Below are 21,732 nucleotides of genomic sequence, written 5' to 3'. Positions count from 1 at the left end.
CTGGATGCCCCGCCTTCGCAGGGCATGACGGCTGTTTTCGTCGGCTTCATCATCTCACGCCGTATGTGCCTTGTAGGCGGCCTCATCCATCAGGCCGCCGAGTTCGCTCTTGTCTGCGATCTTGATCTTGAAAAACCACGCCTTGCCGGCGGCGTCGGAATTCACCAGCGCAGGCTCGTTGGCGAGCGCCTCGTTGACTTCGAGCACTTCGCCTGAAATTGGCGCGTAGACGTCGGAGGCGGCCTTGACGGATTCGACCACCGCGGCGGCTTCCGCCTTCTTCAGGTTGCGGCCGACCTTCGGCAGTTCGACGAACACGACATCGCCGAGCTGCGACTGGGCGTAATCGGTGACGCCGATGGTGGCGACGTCGCCCTCGATGCGGAGCCATTCGTGATCGGAGGTGTAGAGCGTGGTCATGATGATTCCTTAGCGTTTGTAGGTATTGGCAACGAAGGGCATGGCCGCGACCCGCAGCGGCAGGCGCTGGCCGCGCAATTCGGCGAACACGGTGGTGCCGAGCGTGGCGCGCGGCGTCGGCAGATAGCCCATCGCCACCGGCGCGTTCAGGCTCGGCCCAAATCCGCCCGAGGTGACCGCGCCGATCTGTTCGCTCGAACTGGCATCGGCAAACAGCGGCGCGCCCTCCCGCACGGGGGCGCGGCCCTCGGGCCGCAGCCCGACGCGGCGGCGTGGCGCGCCCTGTTCGAACTGGCCGAAAATCCGGTCCGCGCCGGGAAATCCGCCGGCCCGCGCGCCGCCCTTGCGGCGGCTCTTTTGAATGGACCATTCCAGCGCGCCCTCGACCGGCGTCGTGGAGGTGTCGATGTCGTGGCCGTAGAGGCAAAGCCCGGCCTCCAGCCGCAGGCTGTCGCGGGCCCCGAGCCCAATCGGCAGCACGTCGCCGTTCGCCAGCAGGGTTTTCGCCAGCCGCTCCGCCTGTTCGGCCGGAACCGAAATCTCGAAACCGTCCTCTCCGGTATAGCCGGAGCGCGAGACGAAGCAGTCGATGCCGTCGACACGGTGCGGACCGGCATCCATGAAGCGCATCGCGGGCGCCTCCGCGCAAAGTTTTGCCAGCACCGATTCGGCCTTCGATCCCTGCAGCGCCAGCAGCGCGCGGCCGCGAAGCGGCTCGATCACGCAGATATCCGACAGGCCGGCCCGCAGATGGGCCTCGTCCTCGGCCTTGCAGGCGGCGTTGACCACCAGAAACAAAAGCTTGCCGAAATTCGCGACCATCAGGTCGTCGAGAATCCCGCCCGCGTCATTGGTGAACTGGGCGTAGCGCTGTCGTCCCGGTGCAACGCTGAGCATGTCCTGCGGCACCAGCCGTTCCAGCGCTAGCGCCGCATCTTCCAGCTTGCCGGATTTCGGCCGTAGCGCGATCTGGCCCATATGCGAGACGTCGAACAGGCCTGCGGCCTCGCGGGTATGCAGGTGCTCCCGGAGCACGCCTGATGCGAATTGCACCGGCATGTCGTAACCGGCGAACGGCACCATTTTGCCGCCGCTGGATACGTGCAGGGCGTGTAAAGGGGTGGTTTTCAACGGAGATTTGTCGTCGCGCGCAAGCATCACTGGGCCCTCGCGGTTCCCAAGGAAAATCCCTCGGAAAACCTGTCGAAGCCCCATCTGTCGCTGTGCCTGAGAGTATTATCCCGTCGGCGGACACGTCAGGACCGAAGCCCTTAGGTGTCTCTTTCCAGATGCTAGCCAGTCACGAGGGTCCGTTTGCCTGAGAGTTTCCGGGGCGGTTGCTCCTTCGGCGCCGGCGCTTAAGCCGATCTCTCCCGACGTGACGTCTTGTACAGGTAGGAAGAAAACACGCCAGCACCAAGGCTGTCAACGCAGTCGCAGCATCTATCAACGGCTGTGCGGCAAGCCCCTGATCTCCTGCACACTTTCTGGACACAATGAGCCCCCTTGTCTAAAAGCGGGTCGCGGGACACATGCCTTTTGCGGGCGAATCCCTGTTGTTTTTGCGATTGGACCAACATGAGCGGCGTTAACGAGATCAGGTCGACTTTTCTGAAATTCTTTGCCGATAACGGCCACGAGATCGTGCCGTCGTCGCCGCTGGTGCCGCGCAACGACCCGACGCTGATGTTCACCAATGCCGGCATGGTGCAGTTCAAGAACGTCTTCACCGGCGTGGAAAAGCGGCCCTATCAGCGCGCCACCACCTCGCAGAAATGCGTCCGCGCCGGCGGCAAACACAACGACCTCGACAATGTCGGCTATACCGCCCGGCATCACACCTTTTTCGAGATGCTCGGCAATTTCTCGTTCGGCGATTATTTCAAGGACCGCGCCATCGAGCTCGCCTGGAATCTGGTGACCAAGGAATTCGGCCTGCCGAAGGATAAACTGACCGCAACGGTCTATATCGATGACGACGAGGCGTTCGGTCTCTGGAAGAAGATCGCAGGCCTGCCGGAGTCGCGCATCATCCGTATCGCCGGTTCAGACAATTTCTGGCAGATGGGCGACACCGGTCCGTGCGGTCCGTGTTCGGAGATCTTCTACGACCATGGCGACAAGATCTGGGGCGGCCCGCCGGGCTCGGCCGAGCAGGATGGCGACCGCTTCATTGAGATCTGGAATCTCGTGTTCATGCAGTTCGAACAGCTCGAGGGCGGGGTGCGCAATCCCTTGCCGAAGCCGTCGATCGATACCGGCGCGGGGCTGGAGCGCGTCGCCGCGGTCTTGCAGGGCAAGCATGACAATTACGACATCGACCTGTTCGTAGCCCTGATCCGCGCCATCTCCGAATTGACCGGCGCCGATCCGCAAGGGCCGCAGAAGGCCTCGCTGCGCGTGATTGCCGATCATCTGCGCGCCTCGTCCTTCCTGATCGCCGACGGCGTATTGCCGTCGAACGAGGGCCGCGGCTATGTGCTGCGCCGGATCATGCGGCGCGCGATGCGCCATGCGCAGTTGCTCGGCGCGCGCGATCCGCTGATGCACCGGCTGGTGTGGGCGCTGGTGCGCGAGATGGGCCAGGCCTATCCCGAATTGGTGCGCGCGGAAAACCTGATCGAGGAAACCCTGCGGCTGGAAGAGACCCGCTTCCGCAAGACGTTGGAGCGGGGCCTGTCGATCCTCGACGAGAAGAGCAGTGGCCTGAAGAAGGGCGACATGTTCGACGGCGATACCGCGTTCACGCTGTACGACACCTACGGCTTTCCGCTCGATCTGACGCAAGACGCGCTGAAGTCACGCGGCATCGGCGTCGATATCGCGTCCTTCACCGACGCGATGGACCGGCAGCGCGAAAAGGCGCGCGCGGCCTGGGCGGGCTCCGGCGATACCGCCACCGAGAACGTCTGGTTTCCGTTGCGCGAAAAGCTCGGCGCGACCGAGTTTTTGGGCTACGAGACCGAGACCGCGGAGGGCGTGGTCGGTGCGCTGGTGAAAGACGGCAAGGAGGTCGAGAGCCTCAAGGCGGGCGAGGCCGGCGCGATCGTCCTGAACCAGACGCCGTTCTATGCCGAATCCGGCGGCCAGGTCGGCGACACCGGCGTGATGACCGGAGAGGGCGTGCGAATCCGCGTCACCGAGACCCAGAAAAAGGCCGGCGATCTCTTCGTGCATCTGGGCACCGTGGAGCAGGGCACCTTGAAGCCCGGCACCGCGCTGCAGCTCGATGTCGATCACTTGAGGCGCTCATCGATCCGCGCCAATCATTCGGCGACGCATCTGCTGCACGAGGCTTTGCGGCAGGTGCTCGGCGACCACATCGCCCAGCGCGGCTCGCTGGTGGCGCCGGACCGCCTGCGCTTCGACTTCGTGCATCCGAAGCCGATCACGCCGGAGGAGCTCTCCCGGATCGAGGATATCGCCAACGATGTGGTGCTGGAGAATGACGAGGTCACCACGCGCCTGATGGCGGTGGACGACGCCCGCGAGGCCGGCGCCCGGGCCCTGTTCGGCGAGAAATATGGCGACGAGGTCCGCGTGGTGTCGATGGGCAAAACCGCCCGCGAACACGGCGCCAACTCGTTCGGCTGGTCGGTGGAATTGTGCGGCGGCACGCATGTCAGGCGGACCGGCGACATCGGGCTGATCTCGGTGACCAGCGAAAGCGCGGTCGCCTCGGGCGTTCGCCGTATCGAAGCGCTGACCGGACGTCATGCCCGCAAGCACGCCAACGACACCATGGCACTCGCCAAGACCGCGGCCATGGAACTGCGCACCACGGTCGACGAGGTGCCGGCGCGGATCGCTTCGCTGATGGAAGAGCGCAAGCGACTGGAGCGCGACCTGTCGGAGGCACGCAAGAAGCTGGCGATGGGCGGCGGCGCTTCGGTCTCCGACGGAGCGGCGGCGGCCGCCAACGGCGTGCGCCATGTCGGCGACGTCAAGCTGTTGGCACGCGCGGTCGAGGGCATCGAGATGAAGGATCTCAAGAGCCTTGCCGACGACGGCAAGAAGCAGCTCGGCTCCGGCGTGGTCGCGATCGTCGGCGTCAGCGGAGACGGCAAGGCCGGCGTGGTCGTCGGCGTCACCTCCGATCTCACCTCGCGCTATAACGCGGTCGATCTGGCGCGCGTTGCCTCGGTGGTGCTCGGCGGCAAGGGCGGTGGCGGGCGGCCCGACATGGCGCAGGCGGGCGGTCCCGACGGCGCCAAGGCTGATGCCGCGCTTTCGGCTATCGAAAAGGCGATGGCCGGCGCCTAGGTCGTTCGGTGGGCAAAGCCTTGAGGGACATCAAATACCTTGCCGCCCCAGCGGCTATATAGAGCGTCCCCCGCTTCCACCGTTCGCATCAGGGGGCACCCGAGAGATCGGCGAACTCCGGAAAGCGGGACACCGGCAGTGGCGATCCTTCCGCGCAAAAGGCGGCTGAACGATCCTGATTTGAGGGATCGCCTTTACGAACTGCTCGAGCACGATCATTTGCCCTATTCGGTCGGTTCGCGCTTCGTGCGGCTGATAGCGGATACCGCGGAAGCCGCGAAGGGCGATCTGGCCGCGGCTGAAGTCGCCCAGGCCAAGCACGACGACCAGCCGGCGAAAGAATAGTCCGCCCTGGCAGGTGCCTATTGCGCAAGTGTCGGGGTCGGGGAACGGGCTTGATCGTCACCCGCCGCAAGCCGGCGAAGCCCGGCGTCGGTCAGCCCAAGCACCCCTAGTCGCCTCAAGGCATAACCCATGGCAACCAGGCGTTCCCAATGCAGCTGGGGAATATCGTGCTGGGCGTCGCCCTTGCTGACTTCCAACAACGAGGCGAATTCTTCGGAGCTCAGCGGGGCCGGGGATTCCTGGACCATCTACGCGCTGACCCGGAAATCGATGCTGCGCAGGATGATGCCGGGTGGCGTGCCCTCGAACTCCTGAGCCAGGAACTTGCGAGCAGCCTGCTCCTCGATCCGGTCGCGCAGCCTCAGGAATTGTGCTTCGCGTTGCTCGGCCTTGGTCCGCTCCGGCTTTTCCAGGTCGTCCATGGCGGAGGTGCTGACGGCACAGTTGATCTCCCGTTGACCGTCGACCATCGAAAACCTGACCACCATCCGGTCGAACTCATAACCGACAAAGTTGCCGCGTGTCAGTGCCATTTTAACTGCCTCCTGCAGGACGTTCCTGCCTTCGTGCGATGTATTGAACGACGGCGCGTCGGCGCCGTCGTTGTTTCGATCGTTACGCGGCGGCGGATACCTTTGCGCGCTTTACCGGCGGCGGGTCGATCTCCGCGATTTTGCGAAGGCAATCGGCCTCGGTATCGTGGGGACCGGAAACAAACGTGCCGCTTACCTTCGTGCTGTACCAGCCTGATGCGACATGGAGCCAAAGCGCCTCTTCTGCCTTGACGTGGCGCGGTGAAAGATTTTGCATGGATTGTGCTTTCGGATAGGCGTTCGATCTCGCATCGAACGCGGGGTGAAGTTCGGTTTCGAACAACAATTCGCTCAACTCTCGTTCGAGAGCCGGTCAAAGTCCGCAAGTACGGCCGTGACCAGGTCGCGATGATGGGTGTCGTGCGCCGCCAGCCCGGCGGCGTATGAATTCAGGACGTAGCGCGCCTTGGCGGCGGCTTCCGGCCAGGAGGCTGCCGGCGCCGACAGGAGCTGGCTTTCGACGGCCGCCTGAGAATCGCGCAACTTCCTTGCATTGTTCTCGACATCCGCCAGAACACGACGAATGTCGGTCGCCCTTTGCGCGGCGATACCGCGGTGTCTGTCGAGATCGAGCGGCTCGTCGGTCATGGGGCGCACGCGTCGATGCGCTGCGCGTCGGACAGGTCGACCGAGCCGATGGAAATCATCTCCATTGCCGCCCCGCGCGGCGGTGCTGCCGGCACCATGATCATGGTGGCGACACGGCGGAACGAAGCGAACGACAGTCCTTCGATCATCTGCTCATCGGTGATGACGTCGTAAGCCCCCGGAGGCAGGACGCGATCGATGCCCTTGATCTGGAAGGGGTGCTGGAAGGTGATCACTTCCCGCCGCGAGCGCGTGGTCATAGCCCGCCGTCCTTCGCGGACCGGTCGGCGCCGACGTTGGTGTTGTGCATGGATTCACCGTGCGCTCTTTTGGCCCGATTAGCTATCGCTTTCTCGCGAAAACGGCGCTATCGGCCGAATAACCGCCGACTTACCTTGTATTCGGCCGCATTCGTAGCCATTTGCGCAGTGCGCCGGAAACAATTTTGCAAGTTATCTAGCTGGAAGGGTCGCACGACCTGGCCAGTGTCCGCGACCATAGATTTCATCGCCGGTTAAATGACTGCCCGTGAGCGATGTCGTTGCGGCCCGGGGGCGGTGGCGCGATTTTGGAATGGTGCAAACCGTTGGGGTCAGGTGTTCGCATGAAACTTCGTGTCGGCTACGAGATGATCTACGACTTTCCGCAGCCGACGCCGTTGATTGCCGTGCTGGGCATGCATTTCACGCGGGCATCCGACGTCATCGTGCCCGATTACCTCACCACCGGCCCTTCGGTCCCCATCACGCCCTATCGGGATGGCTTCGGCAACTGGTGCAGCCGGCTCGTCGCGCCGGCGGGCCGCATGCGGCTTGCTGCCGACGGCACGGTACGCGACAGCGGTCTTCCCGATGTGATCGTGCCTTCGGCCGCGCAACACGCGGTCGAGGATCTTCCGGCGGAGGCGATCGTCTATCTCCTCGGCAGCCGCTATTGCGAGACCGACCGGCTCTCCGACATCGCATGGCGGCTGTTTGAGAAGACCCCGCCGGGCTGGGCGCGGGTGCAGGCGATTTGCGACTTCGTGCACCATCACATCACGTTCGGCTATGAGCACGCGCGGCCGACCATGACGGCGTGGGAAGTGTTCAACGAAGGCAGGGGAGTCTGCCGCGACTACGCGCACCTTGCCATCGCGTTCTGCCGCTGCATGAACATTCCGGCGCGATATTGCACCGGCTATCTCGGCGACATCGGGATGCCGCCACCCTACGGCGTGGGAGATTTCGCCGGCTGGTTCGAGGCCTATCTCGGCGGCCACTGGTATACCTTCGATGCCCGCAACAACATTCCGCGAATCGGTCGCGTCCTGATTGCCCAGGGCCGTGATGCCGCGGACGTTCCGCTCACCCAAACCTTTGGGCCGAACACGCTCGTCAGCTTCAAAGTGTGGACCGACGAGATCGTGTGAAGCGGCCGGGCGGCGCCGGTCGCTTCCGCCGTCGGCGATTAACCTCGCTATTTGGCCAGTCGGCTGCTACATCCCTGATATCACCGCGCGCCCCCTGGCTGTTATCGGTGACTGAGAGCGTTGCGCTCCCGCCTCGACCAGTGAAGGCGGTCACATGTCCGACGTAAGCAAGTTCGATCTCCGTGAGTGGCTCATACCTCCGGTATTGATGCCGATCTTCTTTGTGCTGCTGATCGCGGCGGCCGCGATTATTCAGCGGTAGCTGCATTCAGCGGTAGTCCAGCTGTCGGCACGGAGACGGCGAGCGTCCCGGGGGCTTGAAGGAAGGTAGAGCTGGAATGGCAAACACGGCAACCGTTCGGGACGCCTACGGAGTTCCCGCAATGTTCGTCGGTTCAAAAACCGGCCAGGATGATGCTCCCTTTGTCTTTATCAGGGTCGGCGATGAAGAGCGTCGGATGCGGTGTGCGGAATGGGATGCGCTTCCGGCCTGGACCGGCGCCCGTCCAGCCTGGGCGAGCAAGCGTTGATTCATGACGGATGCTGCTTCCTGGATCGCCATCGGTGCCGCACTGACTTCGGCATGTGTCGGGCTGTACGCTGCCGCAGGAAGCGATCTTCGCGACAATGTCGAGCAGTTTATTCCGCAATTGCGCCGCCAGGCGCCTTGGGCGGCATGGGCGGCGATTGCGGCTGCCGTGTCGGTTGTCGCGCAGGCAATGGAAAAGTTGCCGGTTTGAAGGGGAGCGGCGTCGCCGCCTCTCGACGGCGCACGCAGCTCGGAGATCAGGCTGAGGGCTGTTCGGACGTCATCGCCGTCAGCGATGCCAAGGGCACATCGAGGACGTAGGTGAAGCCACCGGGTTCATACCTCAGATGGACGTCGCCCTTTAGCTGTCGGCCGAGCGTCTCGATCAAGCGTGTGCCGAAACTGCGCTTTTCCGGAGCGCGAACCGCGGGGCCGTTCCGCTCGGCCCATGTCAGTTGCAGACGCTGCGACCTCGGATCGAGCGTCCAGCCGATGTCGACGCGGCCGGCTGCCACCGACAATGCGCCGAACTTCGTGGTGTTGGTGCAGAGTTCGTTGAGGGTCATCGCAATCGCGATCACAGCTCCCGACGTCATCCGGACATCGGGTCCAGCAATCGTGAATTTAGGCATATCCGGATTGTCGAACGCTTCGGTGGCGCCGCGAACGATCTTCCCGAGGTCCGCGCTGGTCCATCTTGCCTGCAATAAAAGGTCGTGAGCCCGCCCCAGCGCCAGCAGACGGCCTGCGATGGCGTCCTGCGCATGTTCGGCGCCCGGCACGCCGCGCAAGCTTTGGGAGGCGATGGCGCTGACGGTCGCCAGCGTATTCTTGATGCGGTGGTGCAGTTCTTCGAGGATCAGCTTCTGAAGCCTGTCCGCCGCTTCGCGCTCCCTGGCGTCGATGCCGGCCTGGGCAAGCAGGCCCCTCGCATCGATTTCGGCTTGCGCCAGCAGCAGCCGAAGGCTGACATTCTCGGCCGCGAGAAACTCCGGTGGGAGCGGCGCCTCGGTACTCAAACGGCGGTCGTCCTGATGGTCGTCGATTTCAAACATTGTTGACACTATCACCCTATGTCGGCTTCCGCACGGACCATTTGAGGCTTGGTTCCGGCAGAATGTCGTGATTATCGGCGGTTCAGCGGGATAATGACGGCTTCAAGCGCGACCGATCATGCTCTGCATCTCGGCAATCATTTCCCCGGCTTCGAGCGGCTTGCCGAAAAACCGGCTGTCGGCGGGAATTTCGATGTCCGCCAGCCTCAACTGGCCTGAGACCAGGATGATCTTGATCGGCGGCCAACGTTCGCGCACGGAGCGCGCAAGTCCCAGGCCGTCCATGGTGCCGGGCATCTGGATGTCCGTGAGCAGCAGCGCGATGTCGGACCTGGATTCCAGAATGGCGACAGCTTCGTCGGCATCCACGGCCTCAAGCGGGGTAAAACCGGCGTCCTCCACCATATCGACCGCGCGCATCCGTAGCAGCATTTCGTCTTCGACGACGAGAACGACTGCGGGGGGAAGCGGGTGATCCAGGACCATCATGACGGGCGTTTCGAAGGCGAGCTGGGAAAATCAGTCCGCGGCGTAGCTCTGAGAATTGGCTGCGGACGTTGAGGTAAGTATCTCATCGCTCATTTGATCCCGATTGCTTTAACAATAGCGGAAGATCAGGGGCGGGTTCAGCGAAATCGATGCAAGTTTCTAATTGTGTGCGCAAAGAGGCCGCCAGCTAAGGCGGCCTTGAGCGGTATGGTCCGGTCTGTCCTTATCACCAACCGTGATGGTGGCCTCTTCCCCAACCATAATGATGACCGCGACTGCCATGACCCATGTGGCCGTGCCAATGTCCATGACCTCCATGAACGAGAATAACCGAATTATCGGCATCGCCAACCAGCGTGCCTGCCGTGGCGCGGGGCAACGCCGAAGCTGACAGAGTCGACATTGCAGCGAGTGCGCAGGTAGCGACGCCGATCAGCAATAGACGTTTCATTTAGTATCTCCTTGGCGCCGCGTGATCGCGGCGAGGAGGCAATGTGTCGGGAACCGATCAGTTCCGCTTTCAAATCAGTTTATCGCTCTTTCAAATCAGTTTATCGCTAATCGCGCGGCTGGACCGAGACGCGGCTCGTAAAATTGAAATTAGCGCCTATGTTATCAAAAGACCCACGCGAGAGCGTGTCAGTGAGGTTGACCTAATGACCAGCAAATATCTGTTGAGCTTTCTTCGCCAGCTTGCCGCAGCGGCAGAGCGCGCGCTGCAACGCGCATTCGGCAGTGGGGGCTCGCTGATCCCAATCCCGATACGCACAGTCGTGAACCAGCGACGACTTGATCAGCGCCGCTCGCGTGATTGATTTCCCCAATCACAGTCGCTCGTATGACCAGACGCGGCGGGCCGTGCGATTCTGGGGATACGACAGCGCGATAGAGGCGTCATTCTTCATAGCGGAAGATGCATTGAGGCGAATTCAACCAGATGCGCGCACGGATGAGTCGGGATTTTTGAATGCGTTCGATTGCAACCGGGACTTGATCTGTGCCGCTGCCGCGAGGATGTATGTTCGCGGAAGCAGAGGTTCGTATGACCTGGTTGCCGCGAATTTTTAAGGCAAATGCTGGGTTCAATGCATCGCGCTATTCGATGGCGCAAGTGATTGCCCATGGCAGTCCCGGACGATCGGGCGAGTCGCGACCTTCGCTTTGTGGCTGATCGCGTCGCAACGGATCGCGCGTGGCGTTTCGATTCGATCACCGATGACAGACCAGCCGATCGGATGATTTCAAGATCCCGCATGGAGTCCTTCCGACACTCGGTTGCCCTGTGCCCGCCACGACTTCTGCACCTTTCGAATGCAACACGACGCCGCCGACTCGCTCGCCCACGTTATTTGGGGAACACCATGACGACCGTGAAGCTCTGCGCGTCTACGATCCTCACCGCGTTCGCGGACGTGCAATCCGAGCTCGTTGGAAAAGCCGTCGTTCTCACCGACGGCAAAGCCGGCACGGTCGAGAGCGTTTGGCTGGACGAGCTGCACGGTTTGCGAATCTCCATCAGGGGGCACGTTGGGAAATGGCCGATCTCGACCATAAAAATGCAGCAGGGCCGCGAAAATGCCGGACCGGTTTAAGTGAGGCGAGATCAAAAGTGCCTCTCACCTGTGATTCATGCTTGATACCGCTTCGCGCCAGGCGTCTTAGTAAAGGCGCATCAGTGGGCTATTGGCTGCTTCGTCCCAATAGCATTGGCTCTATCAAAGCTTCACTAAGGAACAGCCCATGCGAAAAATTGCCAAGCCGACCGAACAGGAGATTCGCGAGGGACCGCAAGCGGTCTCTTTTCAGATCGCGAACGGAAACATGCGGCAGCGCTGCGTGCTGCAAACCAGGCTGCCTACGAAAGCAGAGGCACAGAAGTACCTTCTTACAAACTGGCTGATTATCGAAAAGATGGCGCGTGACGCGCTTGCGGCCGGAACCATCGAAGACGGCGAGATTAAGCTCGTGATGGCCTAAATGGCTCATTCAAGAGTAAAATCCGGGTTACCTGGCTTGCGGGGGAATAATCATGCTGAATGATCGAGAGAACATCCTGAGCTCACTTCGCCAGAACGCGCTCAAGGTCCGCGAGATCATGAAGCGCGCCAATGTCGCCAATGAGGAGGTGTGCCAGGCCCTGTTATTGAAGATGCGCGACGAGGGTGTCGTGAAATTCGATATTCACAGTGGACGATGGCTCATCGCGTGAATCGTATCACATCTCGCGCCGGCTGGACGGCCTGGGCGGATGTGCGGTTCGCGGATGATGGTCGTGAAGAAATACAGCGAAGTTGTATCTCAAGAGCGGGTTGTCGGGAACGGCAGCCTCAAAGAGCTTTTCCTGCATGTCACGGGGCAAGTCCGGCCACAGCTTAAATGTTGCGTGACCTAGCAACAGTTCGAATCCGTTGGACAGATCATTCATGTGCCACCTTTGATTGCTTGTCAGGTCAAGAGGGTGCGGACTTTTGTTGCGGCGTCATAGATCCCGATCTGGAGGATCGGATGAGTCGACTTGAGTGTTCGGCCCGCTGCTTCGGCAGCCTCGGCCGTGTCGAACTCCGACTTGAAGTGGCCGTCGACAACCACCACGAATCCCTCGGCAGGAGGCCTGTCGGCTCGTGCGATTTTCTCGGGCCTAGGCTCGTCAACGACGGGGACTGGCTTTTTCGTCGGAGGCCTCATCAAACGGCTTCCAATCCATTGTTGGTAATTTTAAGACAGGCGCGACCGCACGGGCGTTGATTTAGATCACGCTCAGAGCAAAATCCTCGCCGACCCAGGAGGTGGTCTAGGCTAATCACAAACCTGACGCGAGCTAGCCGTGAGCCTTTTTGGCCTTCGGCGGATTTTTTGCACCGTTGGCTGCTTCAGCCTGGGTGTTTCGAACCGCCTCGGTCAGCATTTGGCGCAGCTCCGCCTTGGTCTTCGGGGGTGCCCGCGTGATCGATGCCTGCCATTGTGCCATGATCACTATGTGGGGACGCCCGGGTGAGAATTAAAGCCCCGCCGTCGCAAGAAGGACGGTCGATGGTCGGCGCTGGCCAAGCCGGAAATAGACCGGGATGGACTCTCCTGGGCATGGCTATTCGCGGACAAAGGGCGCACAGTATCCAAATGCGGGTCATGTTACGCCGGGCGCCTCTTCAAGTCGTTCTTTCGGGTGCCGGATGAAGCCAATTGGTGCAGTGATGCTGACGCTATCCGCACTGCTTCTTGAGAATGGGCTGCCCAATCTTCCGGTGTTGCTGATCGAGCCGCACCGCAACCCTGGCGGAGTTTGGCGCATCAAATTCAGCTACGAAACGGGCGAGCCGCTCTCCATGAGCGCGGACCAGGCATCGACGATGGCCTCCAATCTTCACGAAATCGGGGAAGCCGAGCTGGCAGACGAGGTCGACGGCGCGATCAAAAGCGCGGCGCGCTACGCGTCAATGTGAAATTCACTGTTCAATTGCCGCATCATCACCAAACGTGAGGAGATATCCATGGCCAAGGGCGAACAAAAGGGCAATCGGGAAACCAAGAAGCCCAAAAAAGAGAAGATCAAGACCATTGCCGCAGCCCCCAGCCAGAAGACCGCGGGATGGCAGCCATCATTCAGCCCCGGCAAAAAGAAGTAGCGGCGGAATAGCTGGCGTCAGTATCCGGCGAGCGACTGGGTTCGAGCCCGTCGGCACCGCGGCTCGGGCACTGTGCGATCGGTATCGGAACGGATTGACCCGGACTTGGTCTGGTTCGATCGCGGAGTGGCGTCGGGTAATGTCGCCCGCAAAGGAAATCAGATGAAAACGACTGTCGCACTATTGGCGCTCTGCGCATTCACGCAAAGCGCGCTCGCCAAGGGGCCCGAATGCCGGGGCATCGAAAACACCAGCGGGCGGCTCGCCTGTTACGACGCGGCTTCTCCTCCAAAAATAGCAAAGCCCGCGGTTGTTGAAAACGACACAACGCGAGCTGCATACAAGGACCCGTTCCTCGAGGAAGATGCCCGGACCACCGCCAAGCTGAAGAACATCTGCCGCGGTTGTTGATATTCGCGAAAGGCAGCGTCACGAGGCCTTCGGCACTGCGGTGATTTCGCGGCGGGAGAGGCACCAGCCGTCGCCGTGCAGCCAGCAGCCTTCATCTTCCGGGTGAGGCTCGCGGCGCAGTGAGTTGACGCCCGCGCCGCGATCGCGCGTGAGCGCTTGGTCGAGACGGCTGGCGACATCGGTATCGCGCGCGCCAGCGAATTCGTAGAAGGCCGCTGCGCATAGGAATTGCGCGCTGAATTCGTCGCCGTCGTGACGCCTCACCAGCAGCATGCCGCCGGGCCCACGCGTGACCGTCATCGGAAACAACAGCCGCCCGCCGGGTTTCAGTGCATCGATCCAGATCGGCAGCGGATGGGTCGCGCCCGCGCTGGCGACGATTAGATCGACCGGCGAAAACGGACCGCTGGCGCCGTCACCGTGGACGAGGATAATTTGCGGCCACGGCGCCAATGCCGGCCTTGCCCGCTCTGCCATCGACGGCTCGATTTCGATCGCGGTGACGCTGCCTTCGTTCCCGACCAGTTCGGCGAGGATCGCGGTGTAGTAGCCGGTACCGCTGCCGAGATGCAGCACTTGCTCGCCGGCGGCGACGCCGAGCCTGTCGAACAGAAAGGCCCAGAGGCTGGGCTGGCCATTGTTGAGGCCGAGCGTCTCGTCGAGCGCGATGAGGATGTCGTGATAGACGTTTTGGGGATCGGCATCCTCCGTGGTCCAATAGTCGGCCAAGTTCCAGAGGCTCTTGACCCGCCACGGTCCGTCGCCGACGAACCGCTCGCGCGGCACCGTTGCGAAGGCTCCTTGCACCCGGGCGGAGCTCATGTGGGTGGTGAAGCGAAGTTCCTCCGCATAGAACCGGCGCCGGGTTTCGATCGGATCGGTCATCGCGGTCTCCTGCGGATGGTGCCAGGCAGGAGGCTAGTTCGAATCCAGAAACGGCGCGACCACTTCGCGCGTCTCTGTGCTCGGCACCACCGGCACGACCTCGAAGGTCATGCCGAGCCCCTGGCAGTTCAGGATCCATTCCTGCAGCAGCCGGGCGTCGTCGCATTCCATCAGCTGAAAACAGCGATCGAAATTGGACTCGATCCAGCTGCCGACATATTTCAGCCCTTCGGGAAATTTGATGCCCGCATCGCGCACGCGCTTGTAGACCGGGATCGGATCCCGGTCCTTGAAACGCTCGATCACCATGAAGAGCATGGGCAAGCTCACCCCTTGCGCAGGAACACATAGTCCGCGGAGTAGGGCGCGCTGCGGGACGCGCCGGGCCGGTCGCATGCGCCATCGAGCTTGCCGCCGCTGGTATTGATCCGCTGCACGGTCGTCGCCGGAGTGAGAACGCCGTTGCCGCGGCGGGAAACCACCTCGAGCTTCAGCCAGGCGATATCGCTCGCCGCTGCACCCGGAGCACTGCCTGTGACCTTGCCGACCACGGCGCTGCCGTCGTTATGCTCCCAGTTCGGTCCGGCATAGTGGCGGCCGATGGTCTTGCCATCGACCAGCAGCGTGGCGATCGGTTCGCGGAACGTCCAGGCTGGCTTGCCGTCGACGCCCGCTTTGCATTCATACACCTGCGCGCCTTCGGCATGCGCGGTGAGCAAAATCGTCTCGCCTGGCGCCGCGATGGCGCCGGGGATGGATGTTTCGGCGGCTGTTGCGTTCACGAGCGAGCCCGCGAACAACAGGATCGCGACAGCGGCTTTCCCTAGGAGCGGCTTGATCGAACTTTCCACGTTGGCCTCCAGGAACAACCTACAGCATTTCCGACCGTCTACGCCGCGATCGCCTTGGTCAGGTTTTCCGCGACCTTGTCGAGGAAACCGGTGGTGGAGAGCCAGCGCTGTTCGGCGCCGACCAGGAGCGCGAGATCCTTGGTCATGAAGCCGGCCTCGACGGTCTCGACGCAGACCTTCTCCAGCGTTGCTGCGAACTTCTCCAGCTCGGCATTGTTGTCGAGCTTGGCGCGGTGCGACAGGCCGCGGGTCCAGGCGAAGATCGAGGCGATCGAGTTGGTCGAGGTCTCCTTGCCCTTCTGATGCTCGCGGTAATGCCGCGTGACCGTGCCGTGGGCGGCCTCGGCTTCCACCGTCTTGCCGTCCGGCGTCATCAGCACCGAGGTCATCAGGCCGAGCGAGCCGTAGCCCTGCGCCACCGTATCGGACTGCACGTCGCCGTCGTAGTTCTTGCAGGCCCAGACGTAGCCGCCTGACCACTTCATCGCGGCGGCGACCATGTCGTCGATCAGGCGATGTTCGTAGGTGATCTTCTTGGCGTCGAATTGGGTCTTGAATTCCTTGTCGAAGACGTCCTGGAAGATGTCCTTGAAGCGGCCGTCATAGACCTTGAGGATGGTGTTCTTGGTCGACAGGTAGACCGAATAGTTTTTCGCAAGGCCCATGTTGAGCGAGGCGCGCGCGAAATCGGCGATGGAATCGTCGAGATTGTACATAGCGAGAGCGACGCCGGCGCTCGGGGACTTGTAGACGTCGCGCTCGATCACCTTGCCGTCCTCGCCGACGAATTTCATCGTCAGGGTGCCCTTGCCGGGAAACTTGAAATCGGTGGCGCGGTACTGGTCGCCGAAGGCGTGGCGGCCGATGATGATCGGCTTGGTCCAGCCCGGCACCAACCGCGGCACGTTCTTGCAGATGATGGGCTCGCGGAACACCACGCCGCCGAGGATGTTGCGGATGGTGCCGTTCGGCGACTTCCACATCTCCTTCAGGCCGAACTCCTTCACCCGGGCCTCGTCGGGGGTGATGGTGGCGCACTTGACGCCGACGCCGACCTTCTTGATGGCGTTGGCGGCGTCCACGGTGACCTGGTCGTTGGTCTTGTCGCGGTATTCCATCCCGAGGTCGAAATACATCAGGTTGATATCGAGGAACGGGGTAATCAGCTTGTCCTTGATGTACTGCCAGATGATCCGGGTCATCTCGTCGCCATCGAGTTCGACGACGGGGTTGGTCACCTTGATTTTTGCCATGGAGATCGGGCCTTTTTGGAATTAGCGCGGAGGACGGAGGGGGTGAGATATGCGGGCTATAGCACCGCCGACGCGAAGGCGAAAGCCAAGGCGTTATGCAGTTTCAGCCCACAGCTCCGACTTCGCCTCCCACTTCGCTAAAAAGCACTTTAGAACGCCGCCTGTGTGGCCGTGCCCGCCACCACATACCAGGTCGCGAACAGCCCACAGATCAGGGCGCCGGGCAGGCTGGAGCCGGTCCGCCGCCAGGTGAAGGTCGCGATAATGGCGCAGATTCCAAGCAGGGGCACGAACTGGATGGCGACGATGGTGGAAAGCGGCACGAAGCCGGGATCGGGCAGCGGGTTGAACAGTTTGCCGGATAGCCACAGCGTGCCGTATTGCAGGCCGAGCAGCACGATGAAGCCGAGCGTCAGGGCCAGGACGTTGGTGAAATAGAGGGCTGCCCGGGGAGCCGCGATGGTTGAGAAGTTCCGGTGCAGCACGTGCAGGGCGATCACGAAGAACGCCGTGAACGGCAGCAGATAGATCAGGAATATCAGGAACTGCCTGGCGCTCATCAGCTTCAGCGCGACGATCCAGAACCGGAAATCGATCTTGAAGGCGAGGTCTGCCAGCCACAGCGCGGCATAGCCGACAATGATTGTCAGGAGCGCGATCAGGATCGACGGCCCGATGATACCGCTTCGCGAGGCGCGCTTCGGCGCGAACGGCATCAGCGCCAGCGTGATCAGCGCATTGATGATGGCCCAGACCATGATCTGGTTGGTGATGCCCTGGGGCAGCCAGGCCGACGCCGTGACAAAGGTGCCGGCTAGCGCGAAGGCCGGGTAATAGGTCAGCGCGGGGATGAAGGCGGTCAGGATGAACGCCGCGGTCCAGCGCCGGCTGTCGGGCGCCGTCGGAGCCGGCTCAGTACCGTCGGCGATCTCGGGCAGGCGCAGGTGCGAAAACATCGGCGCCTCGAGCAGGCCGTCGAACACCCCGATCAGCAGCGCGACAAAGCCGATCAGTGCGATCAGCGTGCCGATTTCCTTGCGGAACCAGATCTGGTCGTCCACTGGGCGCGGCGTCCCGCCCTGCAGCGTCTTGGCGAACCAGTCAAGGCTGTAGCCGATCGCCTCATGCGAAATGTGTTCGGCGGGGTGGGTGATCGCCGGCGTATAGAGCACCCTTGCCGTGCCTTGCGCGATGTCGCCATAGACTTTGCCGGGCTCGACCGGACCTTGGGTGCCGAACATCGCCCAGAGTTTCGGGCTTTGAGTGACGTCGCGGGCGCGCTCCACGCCCCACATCAGATTGGAAAATTCCTCGTATTGCGCGAACACCAGAGCGACGTTGCGCGGCCAACTGGCGGTGCCGTCGGCGGCGAACGGCTTGCCCGTCGAGGAGCCCTCCAGCACCATCGACTTGTAGTCGTTCGGCATCGCGGCCGCGGCGGCAAGCACCGTCCAGCCGCCCATCGAGTGGCCTTCGAGGCCGATATTATTCTTGTCGACGAAGTCGAGGCTGCGCAGATGCGCCAGCCCATCGGGACCGCCAAAGCCGTTGGCGAAGGCCGGCGGGTCGCCGTAGCCGTGGCCGGTCTGGTCCAGCGCCAGCACCACGTAACCCCGTCGGGCGAATTCGATCGCAAAGCCGTCCTGGGTCTCGCGCGAATTGATGTAGCCGTGCACCGCGAGGATGCCGGGGGCGGGGGTCTGCGCAGTCGCATTCGGCGGGATATAGAGCAGGGCGCTCATGGTGTTGCCCTTGGCGCCCTTAAAGCGGATATCCTCGATCCGGATGCCGCCTGAGGTCTGCGTCAGCCAGGCCAGCATCCCGCCAGCGAGAATCAAGATCACCCCGGCGATCGCCAGGGACCATCTGCGGCGCATGTTAGCCTCCCACATCCCCGAGCCGTTGAGCGGCCCTTTGGGGTTGAATTTGCAGCTTCATTTTATTTGTGATTGATACCGTATCCGAAAGCCGGACGCGCGCAAACGGCCGGGTCGAGCTTTCAACCGAAATCAGAAAGCCTTGCTAAGCCAATTATATTGCTTGAGAAACGCTGCCGGCTCAGCAATCGAATGCGGGCCGCAGCCGAAGGCGTTGAATCCGGTTCTTCCGAATCTGGTTCAGGCTGCCCTTGAGACTTGAATCAGAAAGTGAAGTGAGATGTCCGGTTCGGGCACCGACAAGACCAAGACAGGCGTTGAGCTGACAGGACCCGTTGTGATTCTGGTCGAGCCGCAGCTCGGCGAAAACATCGGCATGACCGCGCGCGCGATGGGCAATTTTGCGCTGACGCGGCTGCGCCTCGTCAAGCCGCGCGACGGCTGGCCGAACATCAGCGCGCAGCGAGCGGCTTCCGGCGCCGACCATATCCTGGAACGCGTCGAGCTGTTCGATACGGTGGAGCAGGCGGTCGCCGATTGCACGCTGCTGTTCGCCACCACAGCCCGTGCCCATGACCAGGCCAAACCGGTGGTGGCGCCGGAAGCCGCCGCACTGGAAATGGCCGGGGAGTTCAAGAGCGGCGGCACGGTCGGCATCCTCTTTGGCCGCGAGCGTTACGGCCTGCAGAACGAGGAGGTGGCGCTCGCCAACCGGATCGTCACCTTTCCGGTCAATCCCGGCTTTGCCTCGCTCAATCTGGCGCAGGCGGTGCTGCTGATCGGCTATGAGTGGTTCAAGCTGTCGACCGCGGGCGCGTTGCCGTTTGCGATGCCGGAGCGTTCCGAGCCCGCCTCGCAGCACCAGATGCAGGCCTTCTTCGACAATCTGGTGCGCGAGCTCGACCGGGTCGAGTTCCTGCGCCCGGCGGAGAAGCGCGAGACCATGCTGGTCAATCTGCGCAATATCTTCGCCCGCATGGACCCGACCAAGCAGGATATGCACACCTTGCACGGCGTGGTGATGGCGATCGCGGAGGGGCGCAAGGGTCCGGCCAAGGGCGGCGTGCTCGACGGCGACCAGGCGACGAGGCTGCGCGCGCTGCTCGCCGAACACGGGCAGGGGGCGCTACCTTCCGAGAGCGGCACCGTGCGCGGGCTGGCGCGGCTGTTGCGGCGAAACCCGACCGACGCCGAGCGCATTTTGTGGCAGGCGCTGACCCGGGATCGCCGTTTCGCCGGCGAGTTCAAGCGCCAGACCCCGGTCGGCCGCCATATTCCCGATTTCGTCTCGTTCGTGCACCGGATCGCGATCGAGCTGATCAATCCCGATGAGACTGAAGTGATCGCCAGGGACCGCGCCATGCGGCAGGAATGGTTGGAGGCGCGAGGCTACCGCGTCATCAGCATGAAGGTCGAAGATGTCGAGGCCAATCTGGCCGCGCAGCTCGACCAGCTGGAAACGGGTGTGCTGGAGCGGCGGTAGTTAGCTCGTCATTGCGAGCCAACGGGTCGGCGCAAAGCGCCGCCCGATGACCGGCTCCGCGAAGCAATCCATACCGGCAGTGCAGCAAGCAAAGCTGGATTGCTTCGTCGCTTCGCTCCTCGCAATGACGGTTTCAACAGGCAGCGTTAAACCGCCACCAACTCCACCGGCGCACCCGCCGCGCGCTTCAGCTTCTTCACCCTTGCCGGCGGGAACAGCGAGCAGGCGACGAGTCCCGCGGTGTCGGCGACGCCGGGATCGCGCGAGACCATGGCGGCAACGATGGCGCCGTCGATCAGGATGCCAAGTTGGTGCGCCAGCATCTCCGGCTCCGCCGCGCCCATTTCGCCGGCGAGTTTCTCGATATAGGCCAGCACGACCTTCTTGTGCTTCATCGCTATGGCGCGGAACTGCTTCAGGTCCTTGTCGTGTTCACCGACCGCGTTGATGAAAGGGCAGCCGTAGAAGCGTTCCTCGCGGAACCATTCCTTTAGCGCCGGGAAAATCCGTGTCAGTTTTGCCTGCGCGCTGCCGCCGCCGGCCTCGACGGACGCGATGAACCACTCGCGCCACTGCTTGCCTTCGCTCTCCAGCACCGCATGCACGAGATTGGTTTTCGATCCGAACAGTTTGTAGAGCGTGGTCTTCGCGGTGCCGGCTTCGTTGATGATGGCATCGATGCCGGTGGCGTTGATGCCGTTCTTGCAGAACAGCCGCGTCGCTGCACTGAGCAAACGCCCGCGTGCGGTTTCCTCGTCGCCGCCGGCGATGGTCTCCGCGACGATACCCTTCTTCGTGGATGATTTGCCCATGCGGGCCAAGTTAATCGAACTGCCCGGCAATCATCAAGTGACATCTTCGTTCGTCCATCGTCCCCCGGATTTGCGCGCAAAATAATCGCATCGCACCGGCAATTGCATCGCGTTTGAGCAGTCCGCGGCTGACCGATTCCCAGGCAGGGCACGCTAACCGGTTTGAAGATTTCGCCTTTTCTCGTCCGGCGCCTCTGGCACGCTTCGTGCAGGAAACAGACCGTTCGGTATCCTCTGCCCTAGGGAGAAAATAGATGACCGCGGTCGCTCAAAAAACAGTGCTTACAGGCTGCCTTGCCCCGATCGACAGGCAAGGCCTCGAGAAGCTCATCGAGAACGGCAAAGCCAATCCGAAGGTCATCAAGACCTTGAAATGCAAGACCGTGGCCGAGGGCAAGTTCCGCCACGCCAACTACATCCGCAACCTTCCGCCCTACATCGTCGACGAGCCGCCGGGGCTTCTGGGTGACGACACCGCGCCCAATCCGTCGGAGGCCTCGCTCGCCGCGCTTGGTTCCTGCCTCGCCGTGGGACTGCACGCCAATGCCGTGCATCGCGGCTGGACTGTCAACAAGCTCGAACTCGAGCTCGAAGGCGACCTCAACATCACGGCGGTGTGGGGCACCGGCGACGTCAGCGAGAAGCCGGTCGGCTTCACCGATGTGCGCGTCAAGGTCGACATGGAATGCGAGGGCGTTCCGAAGGCCGACATCGACGCGCTGGTGGCCCACGTCAAGAAGTGGTCGCCGGTCGCCAACACCTTCACGCGGCCGGTCAATCTCGAGGTCAGCGCGTAACCGCCCGCGAGTGTTGCTTCTCAAAAAACGCATCGTTCGGAGAGTGT

30 protein-coding genes and 1 riboswitch are annotated in these 21,732 nt (G+C 62.3%); of the genes, 14 read left to right on the top strand and 16 right to left on the bottom strand.

Annotated elements, in window-relative coordinates:
* Positions 1-54: 54 nt before the first annotated feature.
* Together gcvH and gcvT are read right to left on the bottom strand one after the other, a co-directional pair.
* Positions 55-420 (bottom strand): glycine cleavage system protein GcvH, encoded by a 366-nt coding sequence (gene gcvH, locus B5525_RS39615; protein WP_079571621.1) that lies wholly within the window; start codon positions 418-420, stop codon positions 55-57.
* A gap of 9 nt (positions 421-429) precedes the next feature.
* Positions 430-1,578, bottom strand: a complete 1,149-nt coding sequence (gene gcvT, locus B5525_RS39610) for a glycine cleavage system aminomethyltransferase GcvT (protein ID WP_079571620.1) — start codon at positions 1,576-1,578, stop codon at positions 430-432.
* A gap of 138 nt (positions 1,579-1,716) precedes the next feature.
* A riboswitch (glycine riboswitch) is annotated at positions 1,717-1,806 on the bottom strand.
* A gap of 192 nt (positions 1,807-1,998) precedes the next feature.
* On the opposite strand from gcvT, the gene alaS reads away from it, so the two are divergent.
* Positions 1,999-4,683 (top strand): alanine--tRNA ligase, encoded by a 2,685-nt coding sequence (gene alaS / locus B5525_RS39605; protein WP_079571618.1) that lies wholly within the window; start codon positions 1,999-2,001, stop codon positions 4,681-4,683.
* A 138-nt stretch (positions 4,684-4,821) separates the two neighbouring features.
* A complete protein-coding gene (locus B5525_RS39600; RefSeq protein WP_079571616.1) occupies positions 4,822-5,028 on the top strand; it encodes a hypothetical protein in 207 nt (68 codons plus the stop codon).
* Positions 5,029-5,045: 17 nt separating this feature from the next.
* Here the strand turns inward: B5525_RS39600 and B5525_RS39595 are convergent, their stop codons facing one another.
* From B5525_RS39595 to B5525_RS39575, 5 genes are all read right to left on the bottom strand, one after another.
* Positions 5,046-5,276: a hypothetical protein gene (locus tag B5525_RS39595; protein WP_079571615.1), complete on the bottom strand. Its 231-nt coding sequence runs from the start codon at positions 5,274-5,276 to the stop codon at positions 5,046-5,048.
* On the bottom strand, positions 5,277-5,561 hold the full coding sequence (locus tag B5525_RS39590) for a DUF1488 family protein (protein WP_079571613.1): 285 nt from the start codon (positions 5,559-5,561) through the stop codon (positions 5,277-5,279). It lies immediately after the preceding gene.
* Positions 5,562-5,643: 82 nt separating this feature from the next.
* On the bottom strand, positions 5,644-5,838 hold the full coding sequence (locus B5525_RS39585) for a hypothetical protein (RefSeq protein WP_079574407.1): 195 nt from the start codon (positions 5,836-5,838) through the stop codon (positions 5,644-5,646).
* 74 nt (positions 5,839-5,912) lie between these two features.
* On the bottom strand, positions 5,913-6,209 hold the full coding sequence (locus B5525_RS39580; RefSeq protein ID WP_079571611.1) for a hypothetical protein: 297 nt from the start codon (positions 6,207-6,209) through the stop codon (positions 5,913-5,915).
* The gene (locus tag B5525_RS39575; protein ID WP_079571609.1) at positions 6,206-6,469 is read right to left on the bottom strand and encodes a hypothetical protein; all 264 of its coding nucleotides are present in this window, start codon (positions 6,467-6,469) and stop codon (positions 6,206-6,208) included. Before B5525_RS39575 ends, B5525_RS39580 begins: the two co-directional genes overlap by 4 nt.
* Before the next feature lie 344 nt (positions 6,470-6,813).
* Here B5525_RS39575 and B5525_RS39570 point away from each other — a divergent pair, with 344 nt between their 5' ends.
* A complete protein-coding gene (locus B5525_RS39570; RefSeq protein WP_079571608.1) occupies positions 6,814-7,620 on the top strand; it encodes a transglutaminase-like domain-containing protein in 807 nt (268 codons plus the stop codon).
* 533 nt (positions 7,621-8,153) lie between these two features.
* A complete protein-coding gene (locus tag B5525_RS39560) occupies positions 8,154-8,360 on the top strand; it encodes a hypothetical protein (protein WP_079571605.1) in 207 nt (68 codons plus the stop codon).
* Positions 8,361-8,406: 46 nt separating this feature from the next.
* Here the strand turns inward: B5525_RS39560 and B5525_RS39555 are convergent, their stop codons facing one another.
* Positions 8,407-9,204, bottom strand: a complete 798-nt coding sequence (locus B5525_RS39555) for a sensor histidine kinase (RefSeq protein WP_079571603.1) — start codon at positions 9,202-9,204, stop codon at positions 8,407-8,409.
* 102 nt (positions 9,205-9,306) lie between these two features.
* Entirely contained in the window at positions 9,307-9,693 is a 387-nt protein-coding gene (locus B5525_RS39550; protein ID WP_425305240.1) for a response regulator, read from the bottom strand.
* Positions 9,694-10,187: 494 nt separating this feature from the next.
* Between B5525_RS39550 and B5525_RS45110 the strand changes: the two genes are divergently transcribed.
* The 5 genes from B5525_RS45110 (at position 10,188) to B5525_RS39525 (ending at position 11,902) form a co-directional block, all read left to right on the top strand.
* On the top strand, positions 10,188-10,508 hold the full coding sequence (locus tag B5525_RS45110) for a hypothetical protein (protein WP_154073722.1): 321 nt from the start codon (positions 10,188-10,190) through the stop codon (positions 10,506-10,508).
* Positions 10,501-10,761, top strand: coding sequence for a DUF1488 domain-containing protein (locus B5525_RS39540; protein WP_079574403.1), 261 nt, complete (start codon positions 10,501-10,503; stop codon positions 10,759-10,761). Before B5525_RS45110 ends, B5525_RS39540 begins: the two co-directional genes overlap by 8 nt.
* A gap of 293 nt (positions 10,762-11,054) precedes the next feature.
* Positions 11,055-11,285, top strand: coding sequence for a PRC-barrel domain-containing protein (locus B5525_RS39535; RefSeq protein ID WP_079571600.1), 231 nt, complete (start codon positions 11,055-11,057; stop codon positions 11,283-11,285).
* A gap of 148 nt (positions 11,286-11,433) precedes the next feature.
* A complete protein-coding gene (locus B5525_RS39530) occupies positions 11,434-11,670 on the top strand; it encodes a hypothetical protein (protein WP_079571599.1) in 237 nt (78 codons plus the stop codon).
* Between the two features lie 52 nt (positions 11,671-11,722).
* Positions 11,723-11,902, top strand: a complete 180-nt coding sequence (locus B5525_RS39525) for a hypothetical protein (protein ID WP_079571597.1) — start codon at positions 11,723-11,725, stop codon at positions 11,900-11,902.
* Positions 11,903-12,138: 236 nt separating this feature from the next.
* On the opposite strand, the gene B5525_RS39515 is transcribed toward B5525_RS39525, so the two are convergent.
* Positions 12,139-12,378: a hypothetical protein gene (locus tag B5525_RS39515; protein WP_079571594.1), complete on the bottom strand. Its 240-nt coding sequence runs from the start codon at positions 12,376-12,378 to the stop codon at positions 12,139-12,141.
* A gap of 506 nt (positions 12,379-12,884) precedes the next feature.
* Between B5525_RS39515 and B5525_RS39510 the strand changes: the two genes are divergently transcribed.
* The 3 genes from B5525_RS39510 to B5525_RS39505 all read left to right on the top strand — a co-directional run bounded on the left by B5525_RS39510 (position 12,885) and on the right by B5525_RS39505 (position 13,727).
* Positions 12,885-13,133 (top strand): hypothetical protein, encoded by a 249-nt coding sequence (locus B5525_RS39510; RefSeq protein WP_079571593.1) that lies wholly within the window; start codon positions 12,885-12,887, stop codon positions 13,131-13,133.
* 48 nt (positions 13,134-13,181) lie between these two features.
* Complete coding sequence (locus B5525_RS47400) at positions 13,182-13,316, top strand: hypothetical protein (protein ID WP_276328821.1); 135 nt, start codon at positions 13,182-13,184, stop codon at positions 13,314-13,316.
* Positions 13,317-13,421: 105 nt separating this feature from the next.
* Complete coding sequence (locus B5525_RS39505; protein WP_244567736.1) at positions 13,422-13,727, top strand: hypothetical protein; 306 nt, start codon at positions 13,422-13,424, stop codon at positions 13,725-13,727.
* Positions 13,728-13,745: 18 nt separating this feature from the next.
* Here B5525_RS39505 and B5525_RS39500 read toward each other — a convergent pair whose 3' ends face one another.
* The 5 genes from B5525_RS39500 to B5525_RS39480 all read right to left on the bottom strand — a co-directional run bounded on the left by B5525_RS39500 (position 13,746) and on the right by B5525_RS39480 (position 18,593).
* Positions 13,746-14,612 carry a protein-L-isoaspartate O-methyltransferase family protein gene (locus tag B5525_RS39500; protein WP_079571590.1) on the bottom strand — a complete coding sequence of 289 codons (867 nt, stop codon included), beginning with the start codon at positions 14,610-14,612 and terminating at the stop codon, positions 13,746-13,748.
* 33 nt (positions 14,613-14,645) lie between these two features.
* Entirely contained in the window at positions 14,646-14,930 is a 285-nt protein-coding gene (locus B5525_RS39495) for a DUF3303 domain-containing protein (protein ID WP_079571588.1), read from the bottom strand.
* An 8-nt stretch (positions 14,931-14,938) separates the two neighbouring features.
* Complete coding sequence (locus B5525_RS39490; RefSeq protein WP_425305239.1) at positions 14,939-15,463, bottom strand: DUF3455 domain-containing protein; 525 nt, start codon at positions 15,461-15,463, stop codon at positions 14,939-14,941.
* Between the two features lie 38 nt (positions 15,464-15,501).
* The gene (locus B5525_RS39485; protein WP_079571587.1) at positions 15,502-16,716 is read right to left on the bottom strand and encodes an NADP-dependent isocitrate dehydrogenase; all 1,215 of its coding nucleotides are present in this window, start codon (positions 16,714-16,716) and stop codon (positions 15,502-15,504) included.
* Positions 16,717-16,865: 149 nt separating this feature from the next.
* On the bottom strand, positions 16,866-18,593 hold the full coding sequence (locus B5525_RS39480) for an alpha/beta hydrolase family protein (protein WP_079574400.1): 1,728 nt from the start codon (positions 18,591-18,593) through the stop codon (positions 16,866-16,868).
* 280 nt (positions 18,594-18,873) lie between these two features.
* On the opposite strand from B5525_RS39480, the gene B5525_RS39475 reads away from it, so the two are divergent.
* Positions 18,874-20,076, top strand: coding sequence for a TrmJ/YjtD family RNA methyltransferase (locus B5525_RS39475; RefSeq protein ID WP_079571585.1), 1,203 nt, complete (start codon positions 18,874-18,876; stop codon positions 20,074-20,076).
* 146 nt (positions 20,077-20,222) lie between these two features.
* On the opposite strand, the gene B5525_RS39470 is transcribed toward B5525_RS39475, so the two are convergent.
* Entirely contained in the window at positions 20,223-20,888 is a 666-nt protein-coding gene (locus tag B5525_RS39470; RefSeq protein ID WP_079571583.1) for a TetR/AcrR family transcriptional regulator, read from the bottom strand.
* Positions 20,889-21,142: 254 nt separating this feature from the next.
* Here B5525_RS39470 and B5525_RS39465 point away from each other — a divergent pair, with 254 nt between their 5' ends.
* Positions 21,143-21,685, top strand: coding sequence for an OsmC family protein (locus tag B5525_RS39465; RefSeq protein WP_079571581.1), 543 nt, complete (start codon positions 21,143-21,145; stop codon positions 21,683-21,685).
* The last annotated feature ends 47 nt before the right edge of the window (positions 21,686-21,732 follow it).

This window comes from Bradyrhizobium erythrophlei, assembly GCF_900129505.1.
GTDB classification, from domain to species: domain Bacteria; phylum Pseudomonadota; class Alphaproteobacteria; order Rhizobiales; family Xanthobacteraceae; genus Bradyrhizobium; species Bradyrhizobium erythrophlei_D.
This window is presented reverse-complemented; position numbering and strand designations above follow the sequence as displayed.

Bases quoted from the DNA above. Each gene is read 5' to 3' on its own strand.
- B5525_RS39500 (WP_079571590.1), bottom strand. From the start codon at position 14,612: ATGACCGATCCGATCGAAACCCGGCGCCGGTTCTATGCGGAGGAACTT.
- B5525_RS39495 (WP_079571588.1), bottom strand. From the start codon at position 14,930: ATGCTCTTCATGGTGATCGAGCGTTTCAAGGACCGGGATCCGATCCCG.
- B5525_RS39585 (WP_079574407.1), bottom strand. From the start codon at position 5,838: ATGCAAAATCTTTCACCGCGCCACGTCAAGGCAGAAGAGGCGCTTTGG.
- B5525_RS39575 (WP_079571609.1), bottom strand. From the start codon at position 6,469: ATGACCACGCGCTCGCGGCGGGAAGTGATCACCTTCCAGCACCCCTTC.
- B5525_RS39480 (WP_079574400.1), bottom strand. From the start codon at position 18,593: ATGCGCCGCAGATGGTCCCTGGCGATCGCCGGGGTGATCTTGATTCTC.
- B5525_RS39595 (WP_079571615.1), bottom strand. From the start codon at position 5,276: ATGGTCCAGGAATCCCCGGCCCCGCTGAGCTCCGAAGAATTCGCCTCG.
- B5525_RS39530 (WP_079571599.1), top strand. From the start codon at position 11,434: ATGCGAAAAATTGCCAAGCCGACCGAACAGGAGATTCGCGAGGGACCG.
- B5525_RS39465 (WP_079571581.1), top strand. From the start codon at position 21,143: ATGACCGCGGTCGCTCAAAAAACAGTGCTTACAGGCTGCCTTGCCCCG.
- B5525_RS39525 (WP_079571597.1), top strand. From the start codon at position 11,723: ATGCTGAATGATCGAGAGAACATCCTGAGCTCACTTCGCCAGAACGCG.
- B5525_RS39580 (WP_079571611.1), bottom strand. From the start codon at position 6,209: ATGACCGACGAGCCGCTCGATCTCGACAGACACCGCGGTATCGCCGCG.
- B5525_RS39510 (WP_079571593.1), top strand. From the start codon at position 12,885: ATGCTGACGCTATCCGCACTGCTTCTTGAGAATGGGCTGCCCAATCTT.
- B5525_RS39555 (WP_079571603.1), bottom strand. From the start codon at position 9,204: ATGTTTGAAATCGACGACCATCAGGACGACCGCCGTTTGAGTACCGAG.
- B5525_RS47400 (WP_276328821.1), top strand. From the start codon at position 13,182: ATGGCCAAGGGCGAACAAAAGGGCAATCGGGAAACCAAGAAGCCCAAA.
- B5525_RS39535 (WP_079571600.1), top strand. From the start codon at position 11,055: ATGACGACCGTGAAGCTCTGCGCGTCTACGATCCTCACCGCGTTCGCG.
- alaS (WP_079571618.1), top strand. From the start codon at position 1,999: ATGAGCGGCGTTAACGAGATCAGGTCGACTTTTCTGAAATTCTTTGCC.
- B5525_RS39590 (WP_079571613.1), bottom strand. From the start codon at position 5,561: ATGGCACTGACACGCGGCAACTTTGTCGGTTATGAGTTCGACCGGATG.
- B5525_RS39570 (WP_079571608.1), top strand. From the start codon at position 6,814: ATGAAACTTCGTGTCGGCTACGAGATGATCTACGACTTTCCGCAGCCG.
- gcvH (WP_079571621.1), bottom strand. From the start codon at position 420: ATGACCACGCTCTACACCTCCGATCACGAATGGCTCCGCATCGAGGGC.
- B5525_RS39515 (WP_079571594.1), bottom strand. From the start codon at position 12,378: ATGAGGCCTCCGACGAAAAAGCCAGTCCCCGTCGTTGACGAGCCTAGG.
- B5525_RS39560 (WP_079571605.1), top strand. From the start codon at position 8,154: ATGACGGATGCTGCTTCCTGGATCGCCATCGGTGCCGCACTGACTTCG.
- B5525_RS39475 (WP_079571585.1), top strand. From the start codon at position 18,874: ATGTCCGGTTCGGGCACCGACAAGACCAAGACAGGCGTTGAGCTGACA.
- B5525_RS39550 (WP_425305240.1), bottom strand. From the start codon at position 9,693: ATGATGGTCCTGGATCACCCGCTTCCCCCCGCAGTCGTTCTCGTCGTC.
- B5525_RS39470 (WP_079571583.1), bottom strand. From the start codon at position 20,888: ATGGGCAAATCATCCACGAAGAAGGGTATCGTCGCGGAGACCATCGCC.
- B5525_RS39485 (WP_079571587.1), bottom strand. From the start codon at position 16,716: ATGGCAAAAATCAAGGTGACCAACCCCGTCGTCGAACTCGATGGCGAC.
- gcvT (WP_079571620.1), bottom strand. From the start codon at position 1,578: ATGCTTGCGCGCGACGACAAATCTCCGTTGAAAACCACCCCTTTACAC.